The organism is Thermohalobaculum sp., assembly GCF_058622915.1.
Window position 1 is genome coordinate 31,391 of record NZ_JBZSYN010000002.1, and the last position, 23,687, is coordinate 55,077.

The following is a 23,687-nucleotide window of genomic DNA, read 5'->3' on the forward strand; positions in this document are numbered from 1 at the left end:
GCCGAGAGATGCCGAGCCGGAACATGCCAAGCGAGGACGTGCCGGTCCCGCAAGCGGCGCCCGTCACGATCCTGGTCGAGCCGCAGCTTGGCGAGAACATCGGCGCGGCCGCCCGCGCCATGTGGAACTTCGGGCTGAGCGCGCTGCGCCTGGTCAGCCCGCGCGACGGCTGGCCGAACCCCTCTGCCGTGGCGATGGCGAGCGGGGCGGGCCGCGTCTTGGATGCGGCGCAGCTGTGCGGCACGACCGCCGAGGCGGTGGCCGACCTCAACTTCGTCTATGCCACCACCGCGCGCCCGCGCGAGATGGCCAAGACGGTGATGACACCCGAGCGCGCCATGGCGCATGCGCGCGAGATGATCGCGGGGGGCAGCCGCGTCGGCATCCTGTTCGGGCGCGAGCGCACGGGGCTGGAAAACGCCGACGTGGTGCGCGCCAACGCCATCGTCAGCGTGCCGGTGAACCCTCAGTTCCCGTCGCTGAACCTGGCGCAATGCGTGCTGCTGATGGCCTATGAGTGGCGCCGGCAGGGCGACGCGACGCCTGCCGAGGTCGCGGCCACCGGCCGCTGGCAGCCGGCCGGGGCGGGCGAGGTGGCGCGCATGCTCGACCACCTGGTGGGCGAGCTGGAGGCAGCGCATTTCTTCTGGCCCGAGGAGAAGCGCGCCTCGATGGAGGCCAATCTGCGCAACCTGTTCCACCGGGCGCCGCTGACCGACCAGGAGGTGCGCACGCTTTGGGGCGTGATCCGCGCGCTGGCCGAGGGGCCGAAGCGCCGGCGCGGGTGAGACGCCCTGTCCCTTGTCTGCCGCGGGGCGGGCGGCTAAGGGTCTGCCGGAAATTTGCGGCCGGGAGCGGCGGATGAGCAAGCGAGCGATTTTCGAGGAGGTCGGCACCGAGCGCGCCGAGGCGCCTGCGCCCCAGCCTGCGCGCCTGCGCGCCGCCCGCGGCGCCATCGCCCTGTGGCTGGCGCTGCTCGCCGTCCTGGTGTCGGCGATGGTGCTGGTCGGCGGGCTGACGCGGCTGACCGATTCCGGCCTCTCGATCACCGTGTGGGAGCCGGTGATGGGCGTGATCCCGCCGCTGAGCCACGCCCAGTGGGAGCACGCCTTCGACGCCTACAAGCAGACCACCGAGTTCAAGGTGCAGAACTCGTGGATGACGCTGGCCGACTTCAAGCCGCTTTACTGGTGGGAGTGGAGCCACCGGCTTCTGGGCCGCATGATAGGCGTCGTCTGGGCGCTGGGCTTCATCGCCTTCCTGGCGGCGCGGCGCATCCCGCGCGGCTGGACCGGGCGGCTGCTGCTGCCGGGGGTCCTGGGCGCGCTGCAGGGCGCGGTCGGCTGGTGGATGGTCGCCTCGGGGCTGGTCGGGCGGCTGAGCGTGGCGCCCTATCGGCTGGCGCTGCATCTGGGGCTGGCGGTGATCATCCTGATGGTGCTGATCTGGCTGGCGCTGAAGGTGCGGCTCGACGAGGTCGAGCTTTTGAAGGCGCGGCGCCGGCGAATGCCGCGCCTGCTCGGCTTCGCCGGGGTGCTGCTGGCCTGCGTCTTCCTGCAGATCCTGGCCGGGGCGCTGGTGGCGGGCAACCATGCGGGGCGCGCCTTCGTCGACTGGCCGTTGATGCAGGGCCAGTTCCTGCCGCCCGGGCCGTTCGACCTGACGCCGTGGTGGCGCAACTTCTTCGAGAACCCTTCGCTGGTGCAGTTCGTGCACCGCATGATCGGCTATCTCGTGCTTGTGCTGGCCATCGTCTTCGCCCTGCGCTGCACGCGCGCGGTCCACGCGCGGACGCGCAATCTGGGGCGCTGGGTCGGCGTGGTGGTGCTGGCGCAGGTGGTGATCGGCATCACCACGCTGATGCACGGGGCGCCGGTGGACCTGTCCTCGCTGCACCAGGCCGGGGCGCTGGTGGTGGTCACCATGCTCGTGCGCACGAAGTTCGAGATCGCCTACCCCTCCGAGCAGCGCATCGCGCGGGGCTGACGCGGCCCCGGCCCCCGGGCTGCGGGCTGAGGCGACGGCGCGCTATTCCAGCCTGCCGCCGCGGCGCACGCCGGGCAGGCTGTCCTGACAGATACCGCGCAGCGCCACCCATTGCTGGTCGTCGAGCGCGGGCTTGTAGGGGCCGTCGCCGATCCTGTCGGCCGCGGCCGCGCGCTCGGCGCGCCGGGCCAGCCCGGGGTGGCTGGCGAGCAGCCGGAACACGCCCTTGGAGTCGCCGTACTTGGCGCGCATCTTCTCGAAGAAGCGGGCGAAGGGCTTGCTCGGCAGCCCGGCCCGGGCGAGCAGGTCGAAGGCGGTCTGGTCGGCGGCTGCCTCGGCCTTGCGATGGTAGGAGGCGTTGAGCACGGCGTCGGTGGTGACCACCACGACAGAGGCGCCGAACACGTCGCCCAGCACCATGCCGAGGATGCCGGCGGTGCCCGCCGCCCTGAGCGCCATGCGGGTCGGGTCGTGGTGCATCTCGTGGCCGATCTCGTGCGCCAGCACGCCGGCGACCTCCTCGGGCGAGGAGGCCTCGTCGAGCAGGCCGCGGAAGATCACGATCCGGCCGCCCGGCAGCGCCACGGCGTTGATCATGGGGTGGTCGAGCACGCTGACCCTGAGCGGGTAGGGCAGGCCGGGGTGAGGGGCGAGGCGGTGGGTCATCGCCTCTAGCGCCGCCACGCCCTGGGGCGCGTCGCAGGTCCCGGGGCGATGGCCGGCGCCGAGAAAGCCGAGCATGCCCTTGAGCTGCTCGATCACCGCGTCGCCGAGCTGCTGCTCGCGCTGGGGCGGGATCAGGAGCGCGAGCTGCCCCGCCAGCGCGGGGATCAGCACGAACATCATCAGCACCAGCGCCGCCACGGCGCCGCCGCCCCACAGCACCACGGTGCGCATGCCGCGCCGGTCGACCGGCCGCTGGTAGAGCCCGGGGCAGACCTGACGGATGGCCGCGAGCATGTCGGGATCGGAGAGCACCAGCCGCTCGTCGCTGTCGGCATGGGGCACCAGCTGCACGGCGCTGTCGCCCTTGCGCCCGAGCGCGCGCAGGCTGGCCAGCGGCCAGTGCGCCAGCGCCGATTCGTCGAAGCCCATGATGACCAGCGACCGCTCGCCGAAGCTGACGACCACGTTGCGCGGCTCGGCGGACTCGCCGTCGAAATAGCGCGCTTCGGCCTCGAGCTTGGCGTATCGCTCGAGCGCCGTCATCAGAAGCCGGCCCCGACATCGACGCCGAGCGCGTCGGCGAAGCCGCCGGCCTCAGTGGCCTTGTCGTGCGGGCGCTGCCGGGCCTCGTCGAGCGCGCCGACGTTGTGCACCAGCATGGTCTCGGTCTTGCGCATCAGGATCGGCCGGGTGATGAACACCTGGCCAAACGAGAAGGCCGAGGCCATCGCCAGCAGATAGGCGAGCGCGGCCGCGCCGGCGAGCCCGATCATCTGCAGCTGGCCGAGCGCGGCCAGGGGGTTGTCGACCGCGCGGCCGAGCTGGGGCAGGTGGCCCGGCCCGACCACCGCAAGGGCCACTGCCCCCAGCACTGCGATCAACGCGATTGCCACCAGCGTCGTGCAGATGCCGACCAGGAGCGTGCCCACCACATAGAGGCTGATGATCTGGGGCGGGCTGACGTCGCTCTGGAAGCGGGTCTCACCCAGCGCGCGGTTCGACCACATGTAGCGGAAAGCGACGATCTCGTAGCGCATGAACATGATGAACAGCGCCAGGTAGCCAATGAAGCCGATCGTGGCCCCGAACACCGTGGTCGAGGGATTGCCGGGGTCCGCGGCCACACCCCAGCCGGCCAGCGCGATCAGCCCGAGCACGATGTAGAGCCAGACCCAGTAGGCGAACAGCCCGACCCAGGAGCCGTCCTGGCGGAACTTGCGATCGCCGAACCAGGTGCGGTCGACCATGTACTTGGCCAGCCGGAACTGCTTGAGCGGGAACAGCAGGCCCAACGTGACGATGGTCAGGAACCAGTACCACAGCGCGCGGCCGACATAGCCCCAGGCGCCGGTATCCATGCCGAGGCGGATGCCGCGCCAGCGCGTGCGCGCCATGGCATAGCGCCGCGCCCGGTAGATGGCGAAGAACAGGAAGGGCACCGCGGCGAGCAGCGTGATCTGCAGCGCGAACGGGTTGCTGCCGAAATAGGTCAGGCCGATGAAGGCGAGCCCCAGGTTCACCAGGCCCAGATAGATGGCGAGGATGACGATGGCGATCAGGAAGCCCAAAAGCTTCTCGAGCCCGGTGCCGGTATATTCCAGCGGGTCCCCCTCGAGCCGGATGGCGTTCCAGTAGTGCCGCCTCAGCGCCGTGATCAGCCAGAAGCGGTAGATGCCGACGGTGACGACGGTCAGGAGCGAGCCCTTCAGCGCCAGCCACAACAGCGATGGCCCGGAGCGCGCGTAGTGTGGCTGCGACGGGCCCTGTTCGGCCCCCCCGAAGCCGCTGGGGCCGCCGCCCAGTCCGCCGCCCCCGCCGGTGACTCCGCCGGGGCCTCCGCCTCCGGGGCCCCCCGGGCCGCCGCCGCCGCCGCCGCCCCCGCTGGTGCCGCCCGGGCCGTCGGCGCCCAGCACGAGCTCGTCGCCGTCATCGAGCTCCCAGTCCTTGCGGCGCTCGGCATAGCGGCGCACCCCGCGGTAGCGCTCGATGTCCCAGGGCTTGCGCCCGTCCGTTCCGTCGTCCATGCCCGCGCGCCCCCGCCCGATACGTTGCGTATGGTGGCGCAAAACTATGACGGATTCCGGCCCGCTTGTCATCGCGCCTCGGGCCAAGTGCGGTGGCAAAGGCGCGCCGGCGGGGCATTCCGGCCGCACAGCTTGCGACCCCGACGCGAGGCCGGTGCCGGCAATGCAATCCCAGGTTGTTCGCCCCGTCGTTTACGCCGTCGTTTGCCCCCGGAACTCAGCCGCCCTGGCGCAGGTCCGGGTGGCGGTAGCCCATGCCGTCGAGCAGCTCGCGCAGCCTGAGCTTGGAGATCTTGCCCGTGGCGGTGTGCGGGATCTCCTCGACCAGGATCACGTCGTCAGGCAGCTGCCACTTGGCGAAATGCGGGCGCAGCCGGTCGATGATCTCGGCCGGCGGCGGGCTCTTGCCGGGGCGGGGCACGACCACCAGCACCGGGCGCTCGTCCCATTTCGGATGGGCGACGGCGACCGCCGCGGCCTCGGCCACGTCGGGGTGGCTGACGGCGAAATTCTCCAGGTCGATCGAGCTGATCCACTCGCCGCCCGACTTGATCACGTCCTTGAAGCGGTCGGTGATGCGCACATAGCCCAGGGGCGTGACGGTCGCCGCGTCGCCGGTGTCGAACCAGCCCTCGGCGTCGATACTGTCGGCCTCCTTCTTGAGGTAGCGGCGCACCACGCCCGAGCCGCGCACCATCAGGCGGCCCTGCGTCTGGCCGTCCCAGGGCAGCTCGTGGCCGTCCTCGTCCCTGAGCGCGATGTCCACCGTGAAGGGCGGGTGGCCGACCGTGAGCTGGGTCTCGAGGCGCTCGGCCTCGGGCAGGGCCGCGATCTCGGGCTTGAACGAGCACAGGGTGCCCAGCGGCGAGGTTTCGGTCATGCCCCAGGCGTGGATGACGCGCACCCCGAACTCGTTCTGGAACGCCTCGATCACCGCCCTGGGGCAGGACGAGCCGCCGATCACCACGCGGTCGAGCGTGGGCAGCTTCAGGCCATTGTCGCGCAGATGCGGCAGCAGCATCAGCCAGATGGTGGGCACCGCAGCGGTGATGGTCACCCCGTGGCCCAGCATCTCGTAGAGGCTGGCGGGGTCGAGCTGGCAGCCGGGCAGCACCATCCCGGCCCCGGCCATTGGCGCCGAGAAGCCGGTGGACCAGCCGTTGGCGTGGAACAGCGGCACCACCGGCATCATCACGTCGCAACACGACAGCCCCAGCATGTCCGCCTGCATGAAGACCATGGCGTGCAGCACATTGGAGCGGTGCGAGTAGACCACGCCCTTGGGCTCGCCGGTGGTGCCCGAGGTGTAGCAGATGCCGCAGGCGGCGCGCTCGTCAACCGGCTCCCAGGCGGCGTCGCCGTCCTCGGCCTCGAGCAGCTCCTCGTAGCTGAGCGCGTTGGGCAGGCTGGTCTCGGGCAGCCGGGGACGGTCGGCCAGGACGATATAGCCGCGCACCCCGGGGAGGTCGGTCGCGAGCCCCTCGAGCACCGGCACGAGGTCCGCGTCGCAGAAGATCCAGCGGTCCTCGGCGTGGTTGATGATGTAGATCAGCTGCTCGGGGCTGAGCCGCGGGTTGAGCGAATGCAGCACCGCGCCGGCGCCGGGCACGCCGTACCACGCCTCCATGTGGCGCGCGGTGTTCCAGGCCATGCAGCCCGCCACCTCGCCGGGCTTGATGCCGAGCCGCGCCAGCGCCTGGCGCAGCTTCAGCGCGCGGGCGCGGATGCCGGCCCAGGTGGTGCGGGTGATCGGGCCCTCGACCGAGCGGCTGACGACGGGCCGTGCCCCGTGGTATTTCGCGGCGTGGTCGAGGATCGAGGTGACCCGGAGCGGCCAGTCCTGCATCAGCCCGAGCATCGGCGCGTCTCCCTGCTGGCGTCTTGTCCCGGGGGTCACTCTAGCAGCCGGGCCGCCGCCCTCAAGTCCGCGCTTGCGCGGCGCGCGGGCGCCGGGCAGGGTGCGCGGGCGGCGCGAGCCCCGCGAGTCATCTTCCGGACCCTGGCCATGAACCCGACCACCCTTGGTGCGCTCTGGATCGCCGGCGGCATGGCGCTGGTCGCCATCAGTGACAACTTCGTCGGCTCGGTCGCGCGCGAGATCGGGCTGTGGCAGTTCCAGGTGCTGCGCTCGGGGATGATCCTGCCGGTCGCGGTGGCGGCGGCGCTGGCGGCGCGGCGGCCGCAGATGCTGCGCCCGCGGGCGCCGCGGGCGGTGGCGCTGCGCAGCGCGTTCGCGACCGTGGGACTGCTGATGTATTTCGCGGCGCTGCCCGCGGTGGGCATCGCGCAGGCCGCGGCGGGGCTGTTCACCTCGCCGATCTGGGTGGTGCTGGTCTCGGCGCTGGTGTTCGGCGAGCGGGTCGGGCCGCGGCGCATCGCCGGCGTGGCGGTGGGCTTCGCCGGGGTGTGCCTGGTGCTGGGGCTGGGCGGCGCCCAGCCGGTGCGGCCGATGGCGCTGGTAGCGGTGAGCGCGGGCCTGCTGTGGGGGCTGGGGGTGATCTGGACGCGGCGCTTTTGCCGCGCGGAGAGCGTGACCGGCCTGGCGGTGTGGCAATTCGTCGCCTTTTTGGTGGCGGGGCTGGCCGGGCTGGCAGCGCTGCCCTGGCTGAGCGGGGCGCTGGCAGGGGTCGAGGGCGCGCGCTTCGCCACCGAGGCATGGCGCGCGCCGGGGAGCGCCATGCTGGGCCTGGTGTTCCTGATCGGGCTGTCGGGCTTTGTCGCCACCGCCTGTGTGGCGCGCGGCTACATGAGCGGAGCGGCCTCGATCATGGGGCTGTTCGACTTCAGCTTCCTGTTCTGGGCGCCGTTCTTCGCCTGGACGCTGTGGGGCCAGACGGTGACGGTGCGCATGGCCCTTGGCATGGCGCTGATCGTGGCGGCCGGCGGTCTGGCCGTGTGGTCGGGCGAGCGGCGGGCCGCGGCCGGCGCGGCGCAGGGGGGCGCGGCGCAGGGGGGCGCGGCGGCGCCCCGCGGGCGGCAGGTGCCTTGAGCGGCGGCGCCGATCGTAACCGTTTGCTAACCATTTTTTCGCAGCCTCGCGGGGTTTCGTCGCCCGCCCGGCACGGCGGGCGGCGGCAAGCAGGCGAGGCTGGCTGCGATGGCGCGTGCGTGGCAGATGCTTGGATCGGCAGGCTCCGGCGCTGCCGCCGCCTTGCTCGTGGTCGTCGCCCAGGGGTTGTTCGCGCTGACCGACAGCTTCGCCCCCTTCGTCGCCAACGACATGTCGATCTGGCAGTTCCAGGCGATCCGCGCGGCGTTGATGCTGCCGGTGGCGCTGGCCGCGGCGGCGGGTTTCGGCTCGTGGCGGCGCATCCTGCCCAGGGCGCCCGGGGCGGTGGCGCTCAGGACGGCGCTCAACGTGCTGGCGCTCGGCGCCTATTTCGCGGTGCTGCCGCTGGTGCCGATGGGGCAGGCGGCGGCCGGGTTCTTCACCACGCCGATCTGGGTGGTGCTGGCGATGAGTCTGGCGGGCGGGGGCGCACCGGACGCGCGCCTGTGGCTGACGGTCGGCCTGGGCTTCGGCGGCGCGGCGCTGGCGGTGGGCCTGGGCGGCGCCGGCGCGCTCGACCCGCTGGCGCTGGTGCCGGTGGCCGCGGGCGCGCTGAACGCCGTCTCGATCCTCATCACCAACCGGCACTGCCGCGAGGAGGACCCCTGCGCGCTGCTGTTCTGGAGCATCGCCGGCTTTCTTCTCCTGGGGCTCGCGGGCCTCGCCGTCGCGCTGTGGGCCGGGGCGAGCGGGATGGCGACGGCCGCGCCCGAGGCGCTGCTCGAGCCGCCGGCGCCGGTCGGGGTGCAGATGCTGCTGGTCGCGGCGGCGCTCGGGCTGTCCTCGATCCTGGGCGCGGGGCTGTTGATGCGCGGCTACCAGATGGGCGAGAATGCCTCCGTCGCCCTGTTCGACTATTCCTACCTGGTCTGGGCGGCGATCGTCTCGGCGATGATCTGGGGCGAAATGCCGACCGCGACGGGGCTTGCGGGGCTGGCGCTGATCGTCTCGGCGGGAGCGGTTGCCGTGGCGCCGCAGCGCGAAACGAGGGCGGACGCGCCCGCGTAAGCGGCGATCGGGCCGGCCGGCCGCCGGCCGCCGGGGCCGAATTCCCCGCATGTCGGCTGCACATTGCCCCGGTCATCGCCCCGCACGGAGCGCGCTTTTCGCTGTTCTGCGGTCCCGGGACAGAGCCGCGATGCGTGTGGAGTGCAGGTCGAGCGCCGGTCGGGCCGGCGCCCGAAGAAAAAGTCGCCCGGACAGCATTGCACACTGCCGTAGCCCGGTCTGTGCCGTATTGCCGGCGCATCGGCAGTCAATCGTGGTTCATGGGCCACAGTTGCCGCCATTTTTTGACGCAAAGCGCGAGTCTGTTAACACAATTTCAACCTATGAGGTAGCGTGGCCGCGTTGGGCCTCGGGGGAATGGTTTCGCCTTCGTTCGCGTTATGCAGCTTTTCCATCCATGACCTGGCCCAGCCTGGCAAAAGGGGGGCTATTACATGTTTGACAAGGCGCGCTGTTTTGCGACCGCCTCGGTGCTCGCGCTCGCATGCGGGCTTTCATCCGCCCAGGCCGGCGCCATCCTGCCCGGGTTCGACGCCAACACGCTTGCGCCGAACGACGACGGTTCGACAGGGGCGGTGAACATCGGCTTCAGCATCAACTTCTTCGGCGTGGTCACCAACACGCTTTACGTCAACAACAACGGCAACGTGACGCTCGACTCGCCGCTCGGCACCTACACGCCCTTCGACCTCACCTCGACCGGTCGGCAGATCATCGCGCCGTTCTTCGCCGACGTGGACACGAGCAGCGCCGGCAGCCCGGTGACCTATGGCACCGGGACGGTCGGCACGCACGCCGCCTTCGGCGTCAACTGGGTCAACGTCGATTATTTCCCCAGCAGTTCGACGCACACCAACCGCAACAGCTTCCAGCTGGTTCTGATCAATTTCGGCGGCGGCGATTTCAACATCGAGTTCAACTACGATCAGATTCAGTGGGAGGCCGGCGAAGCCAGCGGCGGCGACGCGAACGGGCTGGGCGGCCAATCGGCGCGGGCCGGATTCTCGAACGGCACCGGCCATCCGGGCACCTACTACGAGCTGCCGGGCTCGGCCGTGAACGGCGCCTTCCTCGACAGCGGCCCGGTCGCGACCTCGCTCATCCACAACAGCGTGAACAGCGACGTTCCCGGGCGATATATCTTCTTCTCCCAGGGCGGGATGATCGCCATACGCTACGGCAACGACGACGGCTACATGGCGGCCGAGACGGCGCTCGCGAGCACCAAGGCGCAGAGCGAGGGCATGCGCCAGACGGTCCGCGCCAACCACGCCGCGCGCCAGAACGCGGCCAACCACAAGACCGCGACCGACGGCATGAGCTCGATGGTGGCGACCTCGAACTCGGTCTCGACGCCGAGATTCAGCACCTGGGCCAGGATGGGCGGCGGCGTCGTGAATGCCGATTTCGGCGGCTCGCTCGACGTGTCGCACTTCGCCGGGCAGGTGGGGCTGGAATACGGCTTCACGCCCACGATCGCCGTGGGCATGGGCGTCGGAGGCATCACCTCGAAGGCCCAGACCTCGACGGACAAGCTCGACGGCGACGGCGTTTTCGTGCAGCCCTACGCGGCCTACGTAAACGGCCCCATGACGGCCGTGGCGAGCCTCATCTACACCCACACCAACTATGACGACTCGACGAACAACATCGACTCGGGCAACCGCTATGCCGGCTCGCTGTCGCTGGCCTATGCCATGCCGGTGATGGGCGGCGTGACGGCGGGGCCGTTTGGATATGTGGCCGGCGGAACCGAGAAGTTCGACGTGGCCGGCGGCAACGACACCCAGGACTTCATGGTCGCCCGCGCCGGCGTCGAGGTCTCGCGCACCACCGACCTTCTGAACACCGGCACGCTGCACGCCTTTGCCGCGGCGGGGCCCGAATACGTCAACGCGAACGTCATCTCGACCGCCGGGCCGCTGACGCTGACCAACTATGACAACGACCGGCTGGGCGGCTATGTCAAGGCGGGCTTCGAGTTCACCATCTCGGGCACGGACGCGCGGCTGTCCGCCTCGGCCACCGGCTCGGGCCTGTTCACCCAGGCGCCGGGCATCAGCGGCGAGGTGGGTCTGAGCATTCCCTTCTGAGGCCGGCGGCACCGTTCGGGCCGGTGCCATCGACGGGGGCAGAGGCGGGCCGGCGCAGCGCCGGCCCGCCCGCATCTCGCTCAGTTCTTCGACTTGTCCACCAGCTGGTTGGCCTTGATCCAGGGCATCATGCCGCGCAGCTTCTCGCCCACCTTTTCGATGTGGTGGGCGTCGTTGTTGCGCCGGATCGCCTTGAAGGAGGGCTGGCCCGCCTTGCACTCGGTGATCCAGTCGCGGGTGAAGCGGCCCGACTGGATGTCGTCGAGCACGGCGCGCATGCGCTCCTTGGTCTCGCGCCGGGGCAGCACGCGCGGGCCCGAGACGTACTCGCCGTACTCGGCGGTGTTCGACACCGAGTAGTTCATGTTGGCGATGCCGCCCTCGTAGATCAGGTCGACGATCAGCTTCACCTCGTGCAGGCACTCGAAATAGGCCATCTCGGGGGCGTAGCCGGCCTCGACCAGGGTCTCGTAGCCGTTGCGGATCAGCTCGACGAGGCCACCGCACAGCACCGCCTGCTCGCCGAACAGGTCGGTCTCGCATTCCTCGCGGAAGCTGGTCTCGATGATGCCCGAGCGGCCGCCGCCGATCGCCGAGCAGTAGCTGAGGCCGACCTCGAGCGCGCGGCCCGAGGCATCGTTTTCCACCGCGACGAGGCAGGGCACGCCGCCGCCGCGGGCGAACTCGGAGCGCACCGTGTGGCCGGGGCCCTTGGGCGCGACCATGATGACGTCGACGCCGGGCTTGGGCTCGATCAGGTTGAAGTGGATGTTCAGCCCGTGGGCGAAGGCCAGCGCCGCGCCGTCGCGCAGGTTGTCGTGGATGTGGGTGTAGTAGGTGTCGGCCTGCAGCTCGTCGGGCATGGCCATCATCATCAGGTCGGCCCATTTCGCGGCGTCGGCGATGGTCTTGACGTCGAGCCCGGCGGCCTCGGCCTTCTTTGCGCTGGCCGAGCCCGGGCGCAGCGCGACGGCGACGTTCTTGCAGCCTGAATCGCGCAGGTTCAGCGCATGGGCATGGCCCTGGCTGCCATAGCCGACGATGGCGATCTTCCGGTCCTTGATCAGGTTGATGTCGCAGTCGCGATCGTAATAGACGCGCATGGTCCTCCGGGCCCCCTTCGATGAGCGTTTTGCTGGCGTTTCTCTGGCGCGGGCATGACCGCGCGCGCCGAGGTTGTCAAGGGAGCCCGGCGCGCTGCCGGCAGGGCCGGGCGGCGCGGCCATCTTCGGAGCTTGCGCGGGTGTCGCGAAAGCCGTGCGCAAGGGTGTGCACATTGCACAGCGCCGTAAGATACTGATTTTATTGTGTTTTGCAAAAAGCGGCCGTGTGCGCGGCGCTGGGCCGCGGCGTGCTCAGCCCGCCAGCGCCTGCCCGACCAGCACGGCGCCCGAGGCGAGCAGCAGCCCCAGCACGGCGCGACGGAAGGCGGCCTCGCTGACGCCGACATAGACGCGGGCGCCGATCCAGGCGCCGAGAAGCGTCACCGGCAGGCTGAACGCCGCGACCCACAGGACCTGGCGGGTCATCGCCCCGCTGAGCGCCATGCCGAGGCCGGCCACGGCCAGCACCACCAGGTTGAACGGCTGGTAGGTGGCGCGCTGCCCGGCGCTGGGGCCGCCCCTGAGCTGCAGCCAGACCAGCGGCAGCGGCCCCGACAGCCCGGCGAAGCCGCCCAGGATGCCGCCGCCGAGCCCGATGGCGGCGTCGGCGCGGCGCCCGCCCCAGGTGCCGACCGAGAGGCGCCCCAGGCCGCTGAACTGGAGCACGGCATAGGCGACCAGGAAGACCCCGACCGAGGTCTTGAGCGTGCCCGGCGCCGCGGCGCTGAGCGCGGCGACGCCCAGCGGTACCCCGACCACGCCGCCGGCGAGAAAGGGCGCGGTGCGCTGCCAGTCGAAGGAGCGGCGCACGGTGATGAGCCCGACGACCTGGCCCGCCACGGCAGCCATCACCACCAGCGGCGGCACCATCGGCGCGGGCAGCGCGTAGTACCAAAGCCCCGAGGTGACCAGCGCGGTGCCGAAGCCCGAGAAGCCGGTGGTGAAGCCCGCGACCAGCGCGCCGGCGACGACGGCCAGGAGGGCGGCGGGGTGGAGCGGGTCCGTGAGCATCGCGCGAAGCTAGGGCGGATCGCGGCGCGAATGAAGCCCCCGCGTCGCGGGCACGGCGCTATTTGGTCCCGGCCGCGCTGGCGCCGCGCTATTTGGCCCCCGCGACGCGGCTTTGGTTGCGCGCCAGCACCAGGCGCTCCCACAGCTTGCGGGTGCACACGTTCTGGGGGCGGGTGTCCTCGGGCGTGGCGGCCAGGCGGGCCTCGATCATGCGCTGGGTGACGGTGGCCGCGAGATAGTTGGGCAGGTCGGTGACGGTGAGCCCGCGCGCCTGCTCGGCCTCGCTGACCACGGGCTTGGCGCCGGCGGGGAAGTCGTAGTGGCGCATCTGCTGCGGGTTGCAGTGCCCGTTCTGCGGGCTCAGCCGGATCGCCGGGTCGTCCGAGGGGGTGCCGTCGCGCGAGGCGTCGATGGCGAAGATCACCGAGTGCGGCCGGCCCGAGGCGCCGGGCTGGAGCGCCATGTAGATCCGGGGCACCGGCGGGGCCTTGCGCGGGGCTGGCGCCGCCGACGGCTCGGCGGTGCCCTGCGCTGCGGTCTTGCCCTGGCCCTGCGGCGCGCGCAGCAGATCGACGATGGAGGGGCCGGCCTCGGCCCCGGCCTGAGCGGGGGCAGAGGCGTTGGAGGCGGAGGCGCCGGCGGCCGGGGCGTTCGGCCCTGGCGCCTTGGGCCCCACGGTTGCGCAGGCGGCCAGCAGCGTGGCGGCGGCGAGGGCGACGGCGACCGGTCTCATCTCGGGCTCACCTCGCCGGCGCGGCCTTTGACGGCTTCTTCTTCGGCCGCGGGGCCGGCGGCTCGGGCTGGGGCTCGTGCAGGCGGAAGCCGTCCGCGCCCCTGAGCATGGCGCACACGCCGGTGCGGGTCACCTCGGCCAGGCCGAGCGGACGCATCAGGTCGATGAACTCGTCGATCTCCTGCGTGGTGCGGGCGAGCTCGAAGACGAAGCTCTCGAGCGTGACGTCGACCACGCGGGCGCCGATCAGGTCGGCCATGCGCAGCGCCTCGACCCGGTGCTCGCCGGTGGCCACCACCTTGATCAGCGCCAGCTCGCGCTCGAGATGCGAGCCCTCGACAGTCAGGTCGTGCACGTCGTGGACCGGCACGAGACGGCCGAGCTGGGCCTTGATCTGCTCGATCACCATCGGCGTGCCGGTGGTGACGATGGTGATGCGCGAGAGGTGGCTGGCGTGGTCGGTCTCGGCCACGGTGAGGCTGTCGATGTTGTAGCCGCGCCCCGAGAACAGGCCGATGACGCGGGCGAGCACGCCGGGCTCGTTGTCCACCAGCACCGACAGGGTGTGGCGCTCCTCGGCCTCGACGCGGGTCTGGCGCAGGTTGTAGGCCGAGTGGCTGGACGAGCCGGGCTTGATGACGAGGGGGGACATGAAACTCTCTTCGGTTATGCGCGGTGCGCAGGGAGGTCCCGGCTCGCGGCCGGGACCCATGCAACGGTCGCGCGCGGTCGGTCGGCCATCGCGCGGCTCAGACCAGCACGGCGCCGGCGGTGCCGATGGCGCCCTCGGTGGCGGCCTCGCCGAGCAGCATCTCGTTGTGCGCCTTGCCCGAGGGGATCATCGGGAAGCAGTTCTCGTGCTTCTCGACCAGGCAGTCGAAGATCACCGGGCCGTCATAGGCCAGCATCTCGCCGATCGCGTCGTCGAGCGCGGCGGGGTCGGCGCAGTGGATGCCCTTGCAGCCGAAGGCGTCGGCCAGCTTGACGAAGTCGGGCAGCGCCTCGGAATAGCTGTGGCTGTAGCGCTCGCCGTGCAGCAACTGCTGCCACTGGCGCACCATGCCGAGCCGCTCGTTGTTGATGATGAACTGCTTGACCGGCAACCGGTGCTGCACGGCGGTCGCCATCTCCTGCATGGTCATCATGAACGAGGCCTCGCCGGCGACGTTGATGACGAGGCTCCCGGGGTGGGCGATCTGCACGCCGATCGAGGCCGGCACGCCGTAGCCCATGGTCCCCAGGCCGCCCGAGGTCATCCAGCGGTTCGGTTCCTCGAAGCCCATGAACTGGGCGGCCCACATCTGGTGCTGGCCGACCTCGGTGCAGATGTAGCGGTCGCGGTCGCGGGTCAGCGCCTCGAGCCGCTGGATCGCGTATTGCGGCTTGATGACCTCGCTCGAGGGCCGGTAGCGCAGGCAGTCGACGGCGCGCCAGGCCTCGATCTGCTTCCACCACTCGGCGAGCTTGCGGGTCCTGGTCTTGGCGCCGCGCTTGCGCCACAGCGCCACGATGTCGGCCAACGCCGAGGCGCAGTCGGCGATTATCGGCACGTCGACATGCACGTTCTTGTTGATCGAGGCGGGGTCGATGTCGACATGCACCTTGGCCGAGCCGGGCGAGAAGGCGTCGACCTTGCCGGTGATGCGGTCGTCGAAGCGCGCCCCGATGCACAGCATCAGGTCGCAGTCGTGCATGGTCATGTTGGCCTCGTAGGTGCCATGCATGCCCAGCATGCCGATCCAGCGCGCGCCGGAGGCGGGGTAGGCGCCCAGCCCCATCAGCGTCGAGGTCAGCGGGAAGCCGGTGGCCTCGGCCAGCTCGCGCAGGAGCCGGCTGGCCTCGAGGCCGGCATTGACGACGCCGCCGCCCGAGTAGATCACCGGGCGTTCGGCCTGCTCGATCAGCTCGACCGCGGCGAGGATCGCCTCGGGGTCGCCCTCGGTCCGGGGGTGGTAGGTGTGGGTGCGGGCCCGATCGGGCGGGATGTAGGTGCCCGAGGCGAACTGCACGTCCTTGGGGATGTCGACCAGCACCGGGCCGGGGCGGCCATGCGTGGCGACGTGGAAGGCGCGGTGGATGATGTCGGCCAGGTTGGCGGGGTCCTTGACCAGCCAGTTGTGCTTGGTGCAGGCGCGCGTGATGCCGACCGTGTCGGCCTCCTGGAAGGCGTCGTTGCCGATCAGGAAGGTCGGGACCTGGCCGGTGAGCACGACGATCGGGATCGAGTCCATCAGCGCGTCGGTCATGCCGGTCACAGCGTTGGTGGCGCCGGGGCCCGAGGTGACCAGGACCACGCCCGGCCGGCCGGTCGAGCGCGCATAGCCCTCGGCCGCGTGGGCCGCGCCCTGCTCGTGGCGCACGAGGACGTGGCGGATGTCGTTTTGCTTGAAGATCTCGTCATAGATCGGCAGCACGGCGCCGCCGGGGTAGCCGAACACGGTGTCGACGCCCTGGTCCTTCAGCGCCCTGACGACGATCTCCGCGCCGGTCATCTCGTCGCTCGTCATGGTCTTCTCCGTCCTCGCGCTGCGCTGCATAGCGCGGATTTCCCGTGGCCAGAAACGAAAAGAGCCCCGAGAGGGGCCCATGCGCGCGCGTTCCGTGTGGGCCTCAGCCCATCCGGTCCCCACGCGCCCGCCTTACGAGAATCCGCGTCATCCATCGCACCGTTGCTGCTTGGCCAGTTTCTGTTTGGCCAGTTGCCGCTTGGCCATGAGCAATAAGCACGCGCGCGCGGGCGGTCAACCGGCTTTTTCGATCCATTCGGTCGCACCCGCGAGGTCTGTTGCCGGATCGCCGCTGGTCAGCCGGTGCCAGCCGGGCATCTGGTTGCGCATCCAGGTGAGCTGGCGCTTGGCGTAGTTGCGCGTGGCGGTCTTGGCGCGGGCGAGGGCCTCGGCCAGTGGCAGCTCGCCGGTCAGATGCGCCATCAGCTCGGGCGCGCCCACCGCCTTCATGCCCGGCAGCGAGGGATCGAGGCCGAGCGCCGTGACGCGGGCGACCTCGTCGAGCACGCCCGCCGCGACCATGTCCTCGAGCCGCGCGTCGCAGCGGGCGTAGAGCGCCGCGCGCGGCGGCGTCAGGGCGAGCGGAATGGCGGCCTGCGGCGGCAGCGGCGGCGCCGGCGTGCGGCGGTGCCACGTGGCCAGCCCGGTGCCGGTGGCCTCGAGCACCTCCCAGGCGCGCAGGAGGCGCGCGGGGTTGGCGCGGTCGAGGCCGGCGGCGGTCTCGGGGTCGCGCGCGGCGAGGCGGTGGAACAGGGCCTCCGGGCCGAGGCGGGCCAGCGCGGCCTCGGCGGCCGCGCGGATCGGGGGCGGGACCGGCGGGATCGGCGCGAGACCCCCGGTCAGGGCGCGGAAATAGAGCCCGGTGCCGCCCGCGACGATGGCGCGCAGGCCGCGGGCGCGGCAGGTCTCGAGCGCGCGGCCCGCCTCGGCCAGCCAGGCGCCCACTGAGTAGTTGGCGGCGATCGTTACATGGCCGTAGAGGAAGTGCGGCACGGCGGCCTCGTCTGCGGGCGAGGGGCGCGCGGTGAGGAGGCGCCATTCGCGGTAGACCTGCTGCGAGTCGGCGTTGATCACCGCGCCGCGCAGGCGCCGGGCCAGCGCCAGCGCCAGCGCCGACTTGCCCGAGGCGGTCGGCCCGGCCAGGAGGATCGGCCTCGCCATGGCCGCTCAGGCCGTGGCCGGCGCCGCGAGGCGCGCCGCGCGGGCAGCGCACAGGGCGAGCGTCGCGCTCAACATCGGCGCCGCGTAGACGGCGGGGGCGAGCGTGCCCGCGAGCCCCAGATTCAGCGCCGGGGCAATCCAGAGCGCAAGCAGCCAGGCGCGCTGGCCGCGGCCGGCGCCGAAGCCGTCGCGGGCGAGGAACAGGGCTGCGGCCAGCGCCAGGGTGAGCTCGTAGTGATAGGCATAGGGGGTGGCGAGCGGGATCGCGGCGCAAAGCGCGGCGGCGCGGAGGTCGGCGCCGGCCCGCGCGCGGCTCCAGATCCAGCCGACGGCGCCGGCCGCGGCAAGGCCGATCACGACCTGCATGGCCATGGCGGTGGCGTGCGGCGCCCCGGCCAGGCGGGCCAGCGCGTACCAGCTTATCATGCGCTCGAAGTGCACCACGTCGGTCGACATGAGCCCCGACATGAGGCCGAGCGCGCCGAAGAACCGCGCCCAGTAGGCCGGGCCCATCACGGCGGTCGAGACCAGCACGATGCCCGCCGTGCCCAGCACGGCCCACAGGATCGCCCGCCAGTGCCGTCCGGCGAGCAGCGCCACCGGGATCAGCAGGCCGAGCTGCGGCTTCAGCGTGAGACAGGCGATGAGAAGGCCCGCCAGCGCCGCACGCCCCGCCGCCAGGGCGCTGAGCGCGCCGAACAGCCCCGCGGTCCAGATCAGGCTGTTGTTGCCCAGGATCAGCCCCATCAGCACCGCCGGCGCCGCCAGCGCCAGCGGCAGGCCGCCCGGCAGCGGCGCGGCCAGCGGCCGGGCGGCGGCGGCGAAGGCGACGAGGCTGACGGCCGAGTAGACCAGATAGGCCGGCAGGAACGGCATCAGCCCCAGCGGCGCGATCAGCATGTGCCAGGCCGGCGGGTACAGCCACAGCAGGTCCCCGGGCGGCAGGGTCGCGGGCAGCTGCATCGCCGCCTGCAGGGTGCGGGGGTCGAACGCCGCGGCTGCGTGACCCGCGACCGCCAGTTTCGCCGCCGCCCAGAAGGCGGTGAAGTCGATGCGGATCGCCTGGCCGCCATAACCGGGCGCCGTGACCTCGACGATCATCTGCACGAGGTAGCTGAGATAGGCCGCGGCCATGACCGCCGCGGCGATCCAGGCGAAACGGCGGATCGGCGGGGCGGAGGCGCCGAACGCGGCCTCGATGCGCGCGCGCAGCGCCGGGTCGCCGGCGCGCGCGAGCCCGACGGAAGAATTGTCAGCCGGCCGCATCGGCCCGCGCCAGTGCGGCCTCGCGCAGGACCGGCACCGAAAAGCCGGTGAGGATCGGCAGCGTGAGCAGGGAGACGGCGCGGGCCATCCCCGCCTCGCGCGCCAGATGGCCGAGCGTCGGTGCCGCCCAGGTCGGGTCGGCGCGCTGGTGCAGCTGCCAAAGCGGCGAGCCGAAGAAGCCGACGAAGGCCGGGGCGAAAACGACGAGACAGATGCGGGCGGCGTTCCTGAGCGGATCGACGGGGCTGCGGGCGCCGTGCTCCGGCCCTTCGGGCTCCGTTGTGCTCTCGATCGCCTGCATGCCCTGCCGCTCGGCTGTTGTTGCACTGGTTCTACCAGACCGGGCCACCCCCCGTCACCCGCAAACGGCCGGGGGGCGTTGGGGTGTGCGGGCCGAGGTGTGCGGGCCGAGGTGTGCGGGCCGGGGTGTGCGGGCCGGGGTGTGCGGGCCGGGGTGTGCGGGCCGGGTGCGCTGGCCGGGTGCGCTGGCCGGGGTGTGCGGCCCTTGCGCGGGGTGGCGATCCCCGCTATATGCGCGCCCACAAATCCACAGGCAGGGTTCCTGGGCCCGTCCGGGGAGACATCCCGGAGGGTCCGCCGGTTGGGCGCCACGCTCTCACCCCTGCCGAGGCTGAAACCGGAAAGGACAGACGCAATGGCTCTGCCAGACTTCAACCTGCGCCAGCTGCTCGAGGCCGGCGTGCATTTCGGCCACCAGACGCATCGCTGGAACCCCAAGATGGGGCGCTTCATCTATGGCGAGCGCAACGGCATCCACATCATCGACCTGACCCAGACCGTGCCGCTTCTGGACGCTGCGCTCAACGCCATGCGCGAGGCGGTGTCGAAGGGCGGTCGGATCCTGTTCGTCGGCACCAAGCGCCAGGCGCAGCGCCCGGTCGCCGAGGCGGCCGAGCGTTCGGCCCAGTACTTCATGAACCACCGCTGGCTGGGCGGCACGCTGACCAACTGGAAGACCGTGTCGCACTCGATCAGCCGGCTCAAGGCGCTGGACGAGCAGCTCGAGGCCGGGGCCACGGGGCTGACCAAGAAGGAGCGCCTGCATCTGGAGCGCGAGCGCAACAAGCTGCAGATGAGCCTGGGCGGCATCCGCGAGATGGGCGGGCTGCCCGACATGCTGTTCGTGATCGACACCAACAAGGAGGCGCTGGCGGTCGCCGAGGCGCGCAAGCTGGGCATCCCGGTGGTGGCGGTGCTCGACTCGAACTCGGACCCCGAGGGCATCCAGTTCCCGATCCCCGGCAACGACGACGCCGGGCGCGCCATCGGGCTTTATTGCGACCTCGCCGCGCGCTCGGTGATCGACGGCATGGCCGGCCAGCTCGAGGCCGCGGGCTTCGACCTGGGCGAGCTGGAGGAGGCGCCGGTCGAGGATGTGGCCGCAGCGGCCGAGGCGGGGGCCAGCGAGCCAAAGGCGGACAAGCCAAAGGCCGCGAAGGCCAAGGCTGCGCCCAAGGACGCAAAGGCCAAGGCGGCGGCGCCGAAGGCCGAGGAGCCGGCGGCTGGGGAGGCCACGGCTGAGGAGTCTCCGTCCGAGCAGCCGACAGCCGGGGAGGCCAAGCCCGAGCAGGCGAAGTCGGACGAGGCCAAGTCGGACGAGGCCAAGTCGAACGAGGCGACGCCCGAGGTCGCGGCTGACGCCGGCGGCAGCGAGGCGAAACTGAGCGAGGCGGCCGAGGCGGCCACCGAGACCGCCACCGAGGGCTCCGGCGAAGAGAAGGCCGAGGAGAAGGCCGAGGAGACCGTCGGCGAGCAGAAGGGCTGAGCGGTCCTTGCCGTGGCGCCGGGACCGCCCCGGGCGCCGCGGCGTGACGGATTCACGTTGGACAGTCCGCGCAGCCGCCCCGGGGTTCACCCGAAGGTCGGATCCACCCGAACGTCGGGCTGACACGAACGCGGCGCGGGCGCGAGATGGAGGCGAGGCGATGGCGATCACCGCAGGCATGGTGAAGGAACTGCGCGACAAGACCGGCGCGGGCATGATGGACGCGAAGAAGGCGCTGACCGAGACCGGGGGCGACATGGCCGCGGCCGTCGACCTGTTGCGCATCAAGGGGCTGGCCAAGGCCGAGAAGAAGGCCGGCCGCACGGCCGCCGAGGGGCTGGTCGCGGCAGCCGTCGAGGGCGGCGTCGGCGTGCTGGTCGAGGTGAACTCGGAGACCGACTTCGTCGCGCGCAACCCCAGCTTCCAGGAGCTGGTCGGCGCCATCGCGCGCACCGCGCTGGGGGTGAGCGGCGACCTCGATGCGCTGAAGACGGCGAAGATCGGGGCCAAGACGGTCGAGGAGGCGCTGACCGAGCAGATCGCCACCATCGGCGAGAACATGGCGCTGAGGCGCTTCGCCCGGCTCGAGGCCGACGTGGTCTCGAGCTATGTGCACAACGCCGCCGCGCCCGGCATGGGCAAGATCGGCGTGCTGGTGGGGCTCAAGTGCAACGGCGACCGCGCCGCGGTCGAGGCCATCGGCAAGCAGGTCGCCATGCACGTCGCCGCGACCAGCCCCGCCTCGCTGAGCGAGGCCGACCTCGACCCCGCGCTGATCGAGCGCGAGAAGCAGGTCTTGAGCGAGCAGGCCCGCGCCTCGGGCAAGCCCGAGGCGGTGATCGAGAAGATGATCACCGGGCGCATGGGCAAGTTCTTCCAGGAGGTCTGCCTGGTGAAGCAGCCCTTCGTGGTCAACCCCGATCTGTCGGTCGAGAAGGCGGTCAAGGAGGCCGAGGGCACCGCCGGGGCGCCGATCGAGCTCACCGGCTTCGTGCGCTTCGCCGTGGGCGAGGGGGTCGAGAAGGCCGAGGAGGACTTCGCCGCCGAGGTGGCGAAGATGCAGGGCTGAGACGCGCCATCGGTCCCGGGGCCTGATCCGGGACCGCGCCGGATCCGATGGCCCGCTCCGGCACACCGGGGCGGGCCTTTCGATTCCGGGAAGGTCGAAAAACGACCCCTCCGTCGCGCGGGGGGCTGTAATCGGCGGCGAATCGGTCGAACAATGGCGCGGGCTCGGCAGTCCGGGGGAGGAAAACCATGCGCGCGGCCATTTGCAAAGAGTTCGGGCGACCCTTCGAGATCGGCGAGGTTAGGCTGGCGCGGCCCGGGCCGGGCGAGGTGCGCGCCCGGGTGCACGCGGTGGCGATCTGCCATTCCGACGTGACCTATGCCGACGGCGGCTGGGGCGGCAAGCTGCCCGCGGTCTATGGCCACGAGGCGGCCGGGGTGGTCACCGAGGTCGGCGCCGATGTGAAGGACTTCGCCGCCGGCGACCGCGTGGTGATCACGCTGGTGCGCAATTGCGGCGCCTGCCCGTGCTGCGCGCGCAACATGCGCGGCAGCTGCGAGACGCGGTTTCCGCTGGATTCGAACAGCCCGCTGAGCTTTCCCGACGGTGCGCCGCTGATCCAGGGCCTGAGGACTTCGGCCTTCGCCGAGGAGGTGGTGGTGCACAACTCGCAGATGGTCCGGATCGGCGAGGATATCGGCTTCGACGTCGCCTCGCTTTTGGCCTGCGGCGTGATCACCGGCTGGGGCGCGGTGGTCAACACCGCCGCCATGCGGCCGAACACGGATGCGGTGGTGATCGGCGTGGGCGGCGTCGGGCTGAACGCGGTGCAGGGGGCGGCGCTGGGCGGCGCGCACCGGGTGATCGCGGTCGACGTCTCGGCCGAGAAGCTGGCCGCGGCCGAGGCGTTCGGCGCCAGCCACGTGGTCGACGCCTCGAGCACCGACGCGGCCAAGGCGGTGCGCGAGCTGACCGGGGGGCGCGGCGCCGACTATGTCTTCGTCACCGTCGGCAGCACCGAGGCCATGGGCCACAGCTACCGGATGCTGGCGCCGGGGGGCGCGGCGGTGCTGGTGGGCATGGCGCACAAGGACGCGCGCTCGACCTTTAACCCGCTGGCGCTGTCGGACCAGTCCTGCCGCATCCTGGGCTCGAAGATGGGCCAGTCGGACATCCGCGCCGACATCCCGCGGCTGGCCGAGCTCTACCGGGACGGGCAGCTGAAGCTCGACGAGCTGATCTCGCACCGCTACCCGTTCGACGAGATCAACACCGCGATGGACAACGTGCGCAAGGGCATCGGCCTGCGCAATGTCCTGATCATGGACTAGGGCATGCGGTGCCCGCCGGTTTGGCGGTCCGCGCCGCCGGCGCCGCGGCGGGCGTGGCATCGGGGACGCGCTTGAACCCTTTGGGCAGTGCGGAGCTTTGTCCCTGCGCGAGACGAAGCTGACCGGTGTCGGGATGGGGGGCCGGCGCGTTTCGATCGGTCGTCAGTCCCGGGAGCTTGAAGACGGAATTGAGCGCCAGCTCGCCTCCGGGCTGGCAGGGATTGCCGTCGGACTGAAACGCGAGCCCGGTGTATTTGTGGATCATCTGCTGCTCCCAGCCGAGCAGCCCGGTGTCGCTGGCGATCCCGCCGGGCGAGAGAATCCCCACCGTCTCGGCCGAGAGCAGGGCGACGACGGGGAGCATCACCAAGACGAAGGCGCCCTTGAGGATGCCGAACCTGGAATTGCGCCGGTAGTGGTCGGGCTGCCGGAGGTTCAGCCTGTTGATGTCGCCCAAGGCCGGCAGAAGCGGCGCGAAGGTGAACACTGTGACGATATTGTAGGGGTCCGGCAGCCTGCTGGCGGCGCTGAGGATCAGGAACGACAGTGCCAGCAGGACGTTGATCGAGCTTCTCCCGCCGGCCTCGGGCCGGGCTTGCCCGCTTCGTCTGCGGGCCCGCGTCTTCGCGGCCTCGACATGGCGCAGCAGCCAGAACGCCGTCACCGGCAGCAGCGTCGCGCGCCAGAACGGACTGATCCGCCGCGACGATATGGCCGCCGCGTATGCCCAGCAGCGATAGGCCCAGTAGTAGGAATAGAGCGTGAAGGTGGCGAGGTTCATCAGCACGAACTTCGTGGGCGAGACCGGGAAGAAGATCTCGCCGTCGGCGCGCTGGGCATGGCCGCACAGGCGGCAGAACTCGTCCGCCGCGCCGATCTCCGATCCGCAATGCGTGCAATGTGCCGAAGTCATCGTCGACATCGCTCCACCGCCGCATCCCCTCCCGGCCAGTA

General features: G+C 71.3%; 19 protein-coding genes and 1 pseudogene. 8 read left to right on the forward strand and 12 right to left on the reverse strand.

What is annotated here, in order from left to right; translation table 11 throughout:
* The first annotated feature begins 23 nt into the window (after positions 1 to 23).
* Positions 24 to 788: an RNA methyltransferase gene (locus AC32QD_RS00300; protein WP_492008515.1), complete on the forward strand. Its 765-nt coding sequence runs from the start codon at positions 24 to 26 to the stop codon at positions 786 to 788.
* 73 nt (positions 789 to 861) lie between these two features.
* Positions 862 to 1,986 (forward strand): COX15/CtaA family protein, encoded by a 1,125-nt coding sequence (locus tag AC32QD_RS00305; RefSeq protein WP_492008476.1) that lies wholly within the window; start codon positions 862 to 864, stop codon positions 1,984 to 1,986.
* 42 nt (positions 1,987 to 2,028) lie between these two features.
* Here the strand turns inward: AC32QD_RS00305 and AC32QD_RS00310 are convergent, their stop codons facing one another.
* The 3 genes from AC32QD_RS00310 to AC32QD_RS00320 all read right to left on the reverse strand — a co-directional run bounded on the left by AC32QD_RS00310 (position 2,029) and on the right by AC32QD_RS00320 (position 6,534).
* Complete coding sequence (locus tag AC32QD_RS00310) at positions 2,029 to 3,195, reverse strand: M48 family metallopeptidase (RefSeq protein WP_492008477.1); 1,167 nt, start codon at positions 3,193 to 3,195, stop codon at positions 2,029 to 2,031.
* Positions 3,195 to 4,676 (reverse strand): YjgN family protein, encoded by a 1,482-nt coding sequence (locus AC32QD_RS00315; protein WP_492008478.1) that lies wholly within the window; start codon positions 4,674 to 4,676, stop codon positions 3,195 to 3,197. Before AC32QD_RS00315 ends, AC32QD_RS00310 begins: the two co-directional genes overlap by 1 nt.
* A gap of 217 nt (positions 4,677 to 4,893) precedes the next feature.
* Positions 4,894 to 6,534, reverse strand: a complete 1,641-nt coding sequence (locus AC32QD_RS00320) for a long-chain-fatty-acid--CoA ligase (RefSeq protein ID WP_492008479.1) — start codon at positions 6,532 to 6,534, stop codon at positions 4,894 to 4,896.
* Between the two features lie 147 nt (positions 6,535 to 6,681).
* On the opposite strand from AC32QD_RS00320, the gene AC32QD_RS00325 reads away from it, so the two are divergent.
* From AC32QD_RS00325 to AC32QD_RS00335, 3 genes are all read left to right on the forward strand, one after another.
* Positions 6,682 to 7,665: a DMT family transporter gene (locus tag AC32QD_RS00325; RefSeq protein WP_492008480.1), complete on the forward strand. Its 984-nt coding sequence runs from the start codon at positions 6,682 to 6,684 to the stop codon at positions 7,663 to 7,665.
* Positions 7,666 to 7,791: 126 nt separating this feature from the next.
* Positions 7,792 to 8,733, forward strand: coding sequence for a DMT family transporter (locus AC32QD_RS00330; RefSeq protein WP_492008481.1), 942 nt, complete (start codon positions 7,792 to 7,794; stop codon positions 8,731 to 8,733).
* Between the two features lie 434 nt (positions 8,734 to 9,167).
* Positions 9,168 to 10,826, forward strand: coding sequence for a nidogen-like domain-containing protein (locus AC32QD_RS00335; RefSeq protein WP_492008482.1), 1,659 nt, complete (start codon positions 9,168 to 9,170; stop codon positions 10,824 to 10,826).
* Positions 10,827 to 10,906: 80 nt separating this feature from the next.
* Here the strand turns inward: AC32QD_RS00335 and ilvC are convergent, their stop codons facing one another.
* The 8 genes from ilvC to AC32QD_RS00375 form a co-directional block, all read right to left on the reverse strand.
* Complete coding sequence (ilvC, locus tag AC32QD_RS00340) at positions 10,907 to 11,929, reverse strand: ketol-acid reductoisomerase (RefSeq protein WP_492008483.1); 1,023 nt, start codon at positions 11,927 to 11,929, stop codon at positions 10,907 to 10,909.
* 252 nt (positions 11,930 to 12,181) lie between these two features.
* Positions 12,182 to 12,940 (reverse strand): sulfite exporter TauE/SafE family protein, encoded by a 759-nt coding sequence (locus AC32QD_RS00345; protein ID WP_492008484.1) that lies wholly within the window; start codon positions 12,938 to 12,940, stop codon positions 12,182 to 12,184.
* Between the two features lie 88 nt (positions 12,941 to 13,028).
* Positions 13,029 to 13,673, reverse strand: coding sequence for a hypothetical protein (locus AC32QD_RS00350; RefSeq protein WP_492008485.1), 645 nt, complete (start codon positions 13,671 to 13,673; stop codon positions 13,029 to 13,031).
* A gap of 7 nt (positions 13,674 to 13,680) precedes the next feature.
* Positions 13,681 to 14,325: an acetolactate synthase small subunit gene (gene ilvN / locus AC32QD_RS00355; RefSeq protein ID WP_492008486.1), complete on the reverse strand. Its 645-nt coding sequence runs from the start codon at positions 14,323 to 14,325 to the stop codon at positions 13,681 to 13,683.
* A gap of 97 nt (positions 14,326 to 14,422) precedes the next feature.
* Positions 14,423 to 16,180, reverse strand: a complete 1,758-nt coding sequence (locus AC32QD_RS00360; protein WP_492008487.1) for an acetolactate synthase 3 large subunit — start codon at positions 16,178 to 16,180, stop codon at positions 14,423 to 14,425.
* Positions 16,181 to 16,414: 234 nt separating this feature from the next.
* Positions 16,415 to 17,341: a tRNA (adenosine(37)-N6)-dimethylallyltransferase MiaA gene (gene miaA, locus AC32QD_RS00365; RefSeq protein WP_492008488.1), complete on the reverse strand. Its 927-nt coding sequence runs from the start codon at positions 17,339 to 17,341 to the stop codon at positions 16,415 to 16,417.
* Between the two features lie 6 nt (positions 17,342 to 17,347).
* Positions 17,348 to 18,607 (reverse strand): glycosyltransferase family 87 protein, encoded by a 1,260-nt coding sequence (locus tag AC32QD_RS00370; RefSeq protein ID WP_492008489.1) that lies wholly within the window; start codon positions 18,605 to 18,607, stop codon positions 17,348 to 17,350.
* Complete coding sequence (locus AC32QD_RS00375) at positions 18,594 to 18,908, reverse strand: hypothetical protein (RefSeq protein ID WP_492008490.1); 315 nt, start codon at positions 18,906 to 18,908, stop codon at positions 18,594 to 18,596. Before AC32QD_RS00375 ends, AC32QD_RS00370 begins: the two co-directional genes overlap by 14 nt.
* A 354-nt stretch (positions 18,909 to 19,262) precedes the next feature.
* Here AC32QD_RS00375 and rpsB point away from each other — a divergent pair.
* The 3 genes and pseudogenes from rpsB to AC32QD_RS00390 all read left to right on the forward strand — a co-directional run.
* Positions 19,263 to 20,030 (forward strand): annotated as a pseudogene (rpsB, locus tag AC32QD_RS00380) (30S ribosomal protein S2); the annotation flags it as partial.
* A 523-nt stretch (positions 20,031 to 20,553) separates the two neighbouring features.
* Positions 20,554 to 21,462 carry a translation elongation factor Ts gene (gene tsf, locus AC32QD_RS00385; protein ID WP_492008491.1) on the forward strand — a complete coding sequence of 303 codons (909 nt, stop codon included), beginning with the start codon at positions 20,554 to 20,556 and terminating at the stop codon, positions 21,460 to 21,462.
* Between the two features lie 188 nt (positions 21,463 to 21,650).
* Positions 21,651 to 22,733, forward strand: a complete 1,083-nt coding sequence (locus AC32QD_RS00390) for a zinc-binding dehydrogenase (RefSeq protein ID WP_492008492.1) — start codon at positions 21,651 to 21,653, stop codon at positions 22,731 to 22,733.
* Here the strand turns inward: AC32QD_RS00390 and AC32QD_RS00395 are convergent.
* Positions 22,723 to 23,646, reverse strand: a complete 924-nt coding sequence (locus AC32QD_RS00395) for a zinc ribbon domain-containing protein (RefSeq protein ID WP_492008493.1) — start codon at positions 23,644 to 23,646, stop codon at positions 22,723 to 22,725. The genes AC32QD_RS00390 and AC32QD_RS00395 overlap by 11 nt on opposite strands.
* Positions 23,647 to 23,687 lie beyond the last annotated feature (41 nt).